At 68.4% G+C, this 7,749-nt stretch carries 6 protein-coding genes and 1 pseudogene; 2 read left to right on the forward strand and 5 right to left on the reverse strand.

The genetic code is table 11. The features are described 5' to 3' along the window. Positions 1-899 (forward strand): hypothetical protein (locus tag ONA70_RS32890; protein ID WP_265010385.1); only part of this gene is annotated, 899 nt, incomplete at its 5' end. Positions 900-1,145: 246 nt separating this feature from the next. Beyond that, on the forward strand, positions 1,146-1,904 hold the full coding sequence (locus ONA70_RS32895) for an LPXTG cell wall anchor domain-containing protein (RefSeq protein WP_265010386.1): 759 nt from the start codon (positions 1,146-1,148) through the stop codon (positions 1,902-1,904). A 277-nt stretch (positions 1,905-2,181) separates the two neighbouring features. Here the strand turns inward: ONA70_RS32895 and ONA70_RS32900 are convergent, their stop codons facing one another. From ONA70_RS32900 to ONA70_RS37075, 5 genes and pseudogenes are all read right to left on the reverse strand, one after another. After that, a complete protein-coding gene (locus ONA70_RS32900) occupies positions 2,182-3,519 on the reverse strand; it encodes a sugar phosphate isomerase/epimerase family protein (RefSeq protein ID WP_265010387.1) in 1,338 nt (445 codons plus the stop codon). Between the two features lie 726 nt (positions 3,520-4,245). Beyond that, on the reverse strand, positions 4,246-4,686 hold the full coding sequence (locus ONA70_RS32905) for a PIN-like domain-containing protein (protein ID WP_265010388.1): 441 nt from the start codon (positions 4,684-4,686) through the stop codon (positions 4,246-4,248). Then, a complete protein-coding gene (locus ONA70_RS32910) occupies positions 4,683-5,393 on the reverse strand; it encodes a DUF433 domain-containing protein (protein ID WP_265010389.1) in 711 nt (236 codons plus the stop codon). Before ONA70_RS32910 ends, ONA70_RS32905 begins: the two co-directional genes overlap by 4 nt. Before the next feature lie 25 nt (positions 5,394-5,418). Continuing rightward, entirely contained in the window at positions 5,419-6,276 is an 858-nt protein-coding gene (locus ONA70_RS32915; protein WP_265010390.1) for a DEAD/DEAH box helicase, read from the reverse strand. Between the two features lie 103 nt (positions 6,277-6,379). Further along, positions 6,380-7,609 (reverse strand): annotated as a pseudogene (locus ONA70_RS37075) (TOTE conflict system archaeo-eukaryotic primase domain-containing protein); the annotation flags it as partial. Between the last annotated feature and the right edge of the window lie 140 nt (positions 7,610-7,749).

Raw genomic sequence — 7,749 nt, forward strand, 5'->3', positions numbered from 1 at the left:
GGGTGGCGCTGCCCGTCCCCGCATCGGGGGACCGCGCGTCGGCCGAGCTGGCGACGCCGTCCACCGCCGCCTTCGTCTCGCTGCGCGCCACGGCGGTCGACGACTTCGGCGGCAGCCTCCGGCGTACCGTCATCCGCGCCTTCGCCGGCCCGGCTTCGCAGTACGACGAGACGGTCGATGCCACCAAGATCTCCAACGTGGTGATCAACGGGGGCAGTCCCGTCGTCCTGACCCCGTCCGGAGCCCGCGAGTTCACCGCCACGTTCACCGCCACCGATCCCGCGGGCATCGCCGGCGGCGACATCTACCTCTACCACGGTTCGTACAGCAGCCCGAACACCGTGCTGGTCAGTGGGCAGGCCACCGCCTGCACCACGGTCACCGCGACCACGTCAACCTGTCGGGCGACCTTCCAGGTCGATCCGAGGCTCAGCCTGGGTAAGACCGCCCTGGCGTTCGATCCGAGGTCTCGCCTGGGGACGACCGCCCAGGCGGGTGTGTGGCAGGTGGCCGTTCGCGCACACAGCCAGGACAACAGGAGCTTCACCGACCGGCATGCGGTGGCCAGGTTCTCGGTGCTGCGCCACACCAAGCTGACGGCCAGCGCCACGCCGAACCCGGTCCGCAAGGGCAACACCATCGCCGTCAAGGGCACGCTCACGCAGGCGAACTGGGAGAGAACCCCGTACAGCGGCTACCCCGGTCAGGTGGTGACGCTACAGTTCCGCAAGGCCGGCACCAGCACGTACGCCACGGTGAAGAACGTGACGGTCGACCAGTTCGGCGAGGTGACGGTAAAGGTCACGGCCCCCGCGAGTGGATACTGGCGCTACGTCTTCGCGGGCACCTCCACCACCGCACCGGTCACCAGCAGCGGCGCGTACGTCAGCGTCACGTAGGGCCCGCAACAGGCAACTCATCCTGGATCCCGGGCTGCCCGAAGGATTCGGCCGGATCCTGCTGGCCGGCATAAACGCCTTCGGCAAAAAATGGACATCGAAATCAGCGAAGGATCGACAAAATCCGTAGGGACACCTGAGCGTAACCGGTATACGAAGGCGAACTCGCCGCCACATCCGGTGTCGCCGGCCATGGGAGATATGCGATCATGTGCCGTCCCCTCTAACCCTTTTGGAGGATTCCACATGCGACAGCGTCGGCACGTGGCGCGCGCGGCCCTCACCGCAGCCGCCGCCACGGCCCTGCTCGGGCTTGCCACCCCCGCCTGGGCCACCGGCAACCCGCCGGGTGACAACGGCACCGTGAAGATCGACGGGATGCCCTTCTCGGACAACGTCGACAACGAGCCGCACGTCACCTGTCAGTTCGAACTCGAATTCTTCAACTTCGACACGAACCAGAAGGCGAACCTCACCCTCTGGGCGCAGCCGCCGTCGAGTACCCCGAAGGACAGAATCGTCTGGTCTCGACAGAATGTGCTGATCAGCAAGGACCCGGCCTCCGGCGCGGAGAACGACCACGACGAGGTCATTCGACTCTCCGCCAACGACCTCGACCTGTCCGGCCTCACGCAGAAGCAGCAGGGCTACCACATCAAGCTCGACGTGGACCTGATCGGCGGCAAGTCGAACGACGGCAAGCACAAGGTCTTCTGGCTGAAGCCGTGCGCCTCCTCGGAGTCGCCGTCGCCGAACCCGTCGACGCCGGGCGGTGAGTCGCCGAACCCGACCCCGGGCGGCTCGGAGAACCCCTCCGAGAACCCCTCCGGCACGCCTGGTGCCCCGGGTTCCTCGGTGGGTGGTGGCACCGGCACCGAGGGCGGCCTGCCGCTGACCGGTGTGGCCGCCACGAGCATCTCGCTCACCGGTCTCGCGCTGATCGGTGGCGGTGTCCTGCTGATGGCGCTGCGCCGTCGCCGCGACAAGGTCCGCTTCACCAGCTGACCTCCGCGCTACTCGGGAACCGGCCGTCGGACCTCGCGTCCGACGGCCGGTTCCGTTCATCGCGATGACCGTTCGGTGCGGACCCCGCTCCTCGACTCAAGCACGGCATGCCTGCCGTGGGCCTCTGCTGGCCGACCACCATGCTGTGATCGACGCACCCCCGCGGCGGCGGCACCGTTGCCGGTGGCCGCGGCCGCGATGCCCGCCACGTGTGCCGACGCTGCATGTCGAGCAGCTGTGCAGTAGGCGGCGGTCGCATCGCGCCGCCTCTTGCTGCTCAGCCGGTCGACGCGGCGCCGAAGACGTCGGTGAAGGACAGCAGCAGGGCGTTCATCTGCTGCGACAACGCGTCCTGGGCCGGCCCCGAGATCCGGCCGGCTGCCGACTCCAGAGAGATGGTCGACAGGAAGCCGCGCATCTCGTCGGCGGACTGGTCCGGCTTGCCGATGGTGAACTTGTGCTCGGCCTGCCGTACGGCGTTGCGCAGGTGGACGTACGCCGACTGGCCGAGATCACCGGTGGCCTGGAAGCGCCCCAGCGACTGGTCGATCGCGTCGAACGGCTGCGCCTTGGTGCGGGCGAGGGCGCCCCGCACCCGGGTGAGGAAGTCGGTGATCTGGTCGTAGGGCGGCGCTGAGAGCTGCTTGGGGTTGGTCGGCTCATCCTTGTGCCACAGCACCTCGAGTGGAAGGTAGCCGCGGTAGCTGCTGAACCGCACGTCGGTGAAGAGCCGGTCTAGGTCCATGAGTACGTCGGTCTCGGCGCCCGCCGGCTTCTTCTTGACCTGGAAGTTGTTGGTGTAGGGCAGCACCGCGGCGATGTCGGCGTACCAGTCGTAGCCCAGCCCGGTGGCGCTCTGGAACGGGCGGAAGTATCCGGTGTCGTCGATGATTCCGACGTTCGGGCGGCCGATCCAGCGCAGGATCTGAATGGTCTGCTCCGCGGTCGCCGTCATGTCGCCGTGGTTCTGCAGGCCAAGCTGAACCCCTCTGGCGGCGGCGTAGTCGGCGAGCAGCCGCAGCGGCGGGGCGACCCGGTCCCTGGCGATCGCCTCCCAGCCGAGCTGGTCGATGTCGGCGGGTACGACCCCGGAGAACACCCGCATCACCGGCGCGCCCATCTCCGCGGCGACATCGATCCAGAACTTGAGCCGCTCCACGTCCAGCGCCCGCAGCGCATCGTCCGGTTCGGCGAAGTCGTTCTGTGCCCCGGTGCCGCTGATGGCGAGGCCCAACTCCTGGCACAGCGACCTGACCTGCCGGGCATACTGCATGACCTCTTCGCGCGGAAGTGTGGGCATGGTGTTGTTGTCGTAGCCCGGGATGAAGTACGAGGTGACGTCCACCGCCTCGAAGCCGGCATCCTTGGCGAACCTGATGGCGTCAAGGGTAGTGATGGGCGGTGCGCCCTTGCGGCCCTTCAGCCAGGCGTTGATGTTGACGTTGAAGCTGTAGAGGTTGAGGCTCACCGGGAAGTCCCCGGTGTAGTACGGCCGGGCTTTCGGCAGTGGCGTGGTCGAGTTGCTGTCCGCCCAGACAGCGGACGCGTGGCCAGCGATCGCGGGCAGCGAGGCAGTTGCCGCGATGGCGGACAGAAGCAGTTGGCGTCTCCTCATCGCAATTCCTTCCGTACCGTCTGAATGTGGGCTCGTGTCACCGGTCTCCGGGACCCTCGTCTCGGCTCGGGCCACCGAGCGGCGTTGCGAGCAGTGGCGGGAACACCGCCGGCACTCACCGCGACAGCTCCGCCTCTCGCCACCAGGCCAAGCATCCCTGGGTGGTCGTCGTAGGCTAGACCCGGAAAACGCTTTCCGCTAGGGACAGTGAGGCCGGTGCGATCGATGGCCGTGGCCGGATCATGGCGTCGTTGGCTGCATGAGCGGCTCGTCGCCGAGATGCCACCGCCGGTCACGCCGTTCGATGGCAGGTGTGCTGCGCTGCCCGAAGCTCAGGTTCATGCTGACGTGATCGATACCAGCGTTGAGTGGCATCGACGTGCAGGGCGAGTCATCGCGGTATGGCGGGCGCAGCGGGGTGTTGCTGTGGTCGCTTGCTAAATGCCAGCCGGGCGGCGTTCGCCATGGCGCAACCGTGAGAGAAAGGCCGCCGGGGCGGGCAGCACCTCGTTGCCCCTGCCCATGCGATAGAACGCGATGAGCCCGATGACGATGGCCCCGCCGCGAAGGTCAAACGCAGCCCACTCGTGGACGCATTGAGCGTTGGCCGACGTTCTTCTGTGCGGCGGCCGGTTAATGAAGTGCGGCCGAAAAGATCCAATCGCCAAGCTCGCGATCCGTAGCGAGCTCCACGGAAAGCACCAGACGATCAGCTCATGACCCGCGTCAGGTCAGCGGGATCTGCCTCATCGTGGTTCGGGTGGCTGCGTAGATGAAGGGTGGCGGCTCGGCGAGGCAGCGCTCGATATCGCGCCAGCGGCTCATCACGACCTCCAGCTGGCCGAAGACGCTGCCTGCGTCGGCGGCTGTCAGGGCGACCATCTTGGCCTGGTGCTCTCGTACGGCGGTGATTTCCAGGCGGTGCTCCTGGATGTGGCGGTCCCGGGTGATGATCAGCCAACCTCGGCTCGCGACCTGCGGGATCCACTCTGAGTCCTTTGCGGCGGGCGAGGCGATGGGGCATGGGGGGCGTTGGCGTTTGTGGATGACTGCGCCCGGGTCGCCGGGATAGGTGACGTCGGAGCGGAGAGCGGCGAGGACGCGTGCGAGGCCGAGGAGGTCGGCATCGATGTAGAACCGGGCCTCGGCAGGCTTGATCCTGCTCACGCCGCGCGCTGAGAGTTCTCGTACGCCAGCGCCCACCGCACGTCGGGCACGTCGAGCTGGTACGTCTCGGCGATCTCCTCGACGTCCAGCCCTGCCTCGTCCTGCTCCCAGAGCATCTCGGTGCTGATCCCCTTGATCGACGGCCGACCGAACCGGACATCCGGCAGGATCCGCACCGGTGACTGGGGGTTGGGGTCCGGTCGCCAGCCGGCGGCGACGTCGCCGTCCCAGGTGACCCGCTCGACGAACGCCGCCGACGGAGGAGTGAGCAGCAACTGGTTGCCGACCGCGGCTACCAGGCAGTACGCCGGTTCGAGACCGGCCTCGGCCTGGGCTTGCAGCACAAGTTTCTTGCCGGCGACGTAGGGTCGGCGGTCGGCGAGTGGGTAGGGCACCCCGAACTGCTCCCGGAGCAGGTCGATGAACGCGCGCAACTCGACCATCGGCACCCGGTGGGTACGGCGGTACTCCCGCAACAGCCCGGCCTCGACGAACTCGGCCCACGTCACCGAACGGGCGCCGCGCGGCTCCGTGCGCAGCACAGGTTTGTGTCTGCGCCCCTTAGGCTCGTCCCCCTCCAGCCAGTAGTGCAGCGTCGACTGCGCCACCCGCAGCAGCCGGGCAGCCTCCGCCTCCGAGAAGACCTCACGCTCCAGGACGCTCACCACAGCGCCAGTCTCCCACGCGTTGGCGATTCCGTGGGTCATGACAGACGCCCCTCGTGCGGTGCGTTCATGTCCTGGTGAAGCCGAGTGCCCGGTATCCGGGCATACGGCGTTGGAGTGAGGCGGCGAGGATGGGTGTGGCCGGGTCGTGGTAGTCGTGGACCTCGGCGACGTCCTTGCCGGGCGCGGCGCGGATGACGCGGCCGGCGCATTGGACGAGTAGGCCGTCGTAGGAGATCGGGCCGGCGAGGAAGAGGGTGTCGAGGGCGGGGGCGTCGAAGCCTTCGCCGATGAACGGTGTGGTGCCGATGACGAGCAGGCCCTCACCGGCCTTGGCGCCGTCGAGCCGGTCAACGATGGTCCGCCGTTCGCTGGTGCTCATCGCGCCTTGGAGCACGAGGGCCTGATGTCCGCGTGCGGCGAGCAGAGCGGTGAGGGCCTCGACCTCGGCAACCCGTCGGGTCAGGACGAGACAGTTGCGACCGCGTGTCAGGGCTACGGCGACATCACCGGCGATCTGGGTGTTGCGGGGCTCGTCGATGGCCAGTCGCCGGTGCACCTCGGCGAGCGCGCCGGGCGCGTCAAGGTCGACGTCGCCGGGCTGGAATGTGGTCTCGTGGATGAACAGCGCTCGACGGGGTCCGGCGTCGGCGTGCATCGCTGCCGCGAGGGTGCCTGGTTCCTCGTCGGTCAGGGTGTGGCGGACGGGTCCGAGTTGCCAGGTGACGAGTTGGCCGAGGCCGTCGCGCCGGGTGGGGGTGGCGGTGAGGCCGAGCCAGAACTGCGCGGCGATCCGTTTGACCGAGTGCTCGTAGGCCGCGGCGCCGAGGTGGTGGCATTCGTCGACGGTGACGTGTCCGTACCCCTGGGCCAGGGTGGCGACGTCGTCGTGCCGCGCGAGGGAGGGCAGCAGCGCGATGTCCACCGTGCCCGGTGAGCTTGCGTCGGCCGCCGCCGAGTTGACCTGGCTTGATTCCGAGGAACTGCTCGGTGCGGGTGCGCCATTGGTCGGCGAGGGCTTTGCGGTCGACGAGGACGAGGGTGGAGGTGTTGCGTTCGGCGATGACGGCGCAGGCCATGACGGTCTTGCCAGAGCCCGGTGGGGCGACCAGAATCCCGTCGTCGTGGGCGAGAAGCGCGCCGACCGCGTTGGCCTGCTTGACGGTGAGTTCGCCGGTGAACGCGGTGTCGATCTCGGTCCCGGAGTTTCGTGCGTCCGTGACGGCCAGCCGCGACCCGGCGCGTTCGACGATCGCGGTGATGGTGTGCCGCAGGCCCCGCGGGAGGACCAGGTGATCATCGAGGGTGAGGTCGTAGCCCTGGATGAAGCGTGGGGTGTCCCAGGTGGACTTGCGTAGTCGCTGCAGCTCGTAGAACTTCGGGTTGACCATGGCAGCGGCGTGCTTGAACGTCGCCAGTGCGGCGGGGGTGAGCTGTCTGGCGTCGATGCTCAGCCCGGCACCGGCCTCCGCATGGACCACCGGAGGTAGCGGTGGATGGACCTGGGTCGCGGCGGACCGGCTCATCGCGGCGACGTCGGCACCGGTGACGGCTTGGTTGGCCTGCCGGGCGACGTGTTCGGCGTCGCCGGGGCTGAGTCGGTCCAGCGTCGACAGGAACGCCCACTGGTCCACGTACGGCTCGAGCGTGCCGAGGTCGAGAAACGTGGTCAGTCCATCCTTGCGGCGGCGGCCCTGTAGCGGTGCGGCGATGAGGTTGCCGAAGCCACCCTCAGGCATAACGTCCTGGTTGGGGAACAGTCGGTCGTACGACCGCAGATCCATCGATCCGCGTAGCACCATCGCCTCACGCAGAAGGACGGTGCCGACGGCTCGCCCGGTGGCCGCGGGAACAGCGCTGGTGAAGAAGACCCAGACATGGGCGCCGCGGCCTGACTGGGAGATCTCCAGCGCGGCCGGCACCGCGCTGGCCCGTGCCGCCTTCACGTACGCGAGAGCGTCGAGCATCGCCGTCGGCCCGTCGAAGTCGGCCACGACGAAGTGACAGGTGTTGCCGGGCATCAGCGGGTACAGGCCCATGAACACGTCGCCGACGAGATGCGCCGCGACGACCTCCGTCGTACGGGGCAGGTAGGCGGCACCCCGCCGGTCCATCCCCTTACGCCAGCCGCCGGCGACTGCGGGCATCCAGCCGGCAGCGCCGGTACGGGAGTTCTCCCACCGCACGGCGTACACGTCGGCCCGGGCCCGAAACCGGTCGGCGAACAGTGCCAGCTTGTCACGAGTCGGCGAAGCCATGGTGACCAGCCCCGGCGGCTCAACCGGCGCGGACAACTGCTCCGGTGCCGCAGTCGTGTCCTGACCGCGCAGCTCCAGCAGACGCGCCAGCCGGGCGTTCTCCGCCCGTAGCCGCTCCACCTCCCGTCGAAGATCGACGA

Origin of the sequence: Micromonospora yasonensis, assembly GCF_026013475.1 — a bacterium.
In the GTDB taxonomy this organism is placed as follows: Bacteria; Actinomycetota; Actinomycetes; order Mycobacteriales; family Micromonosporaceae; genus Micromonospora; species Micromonospora yasonensis.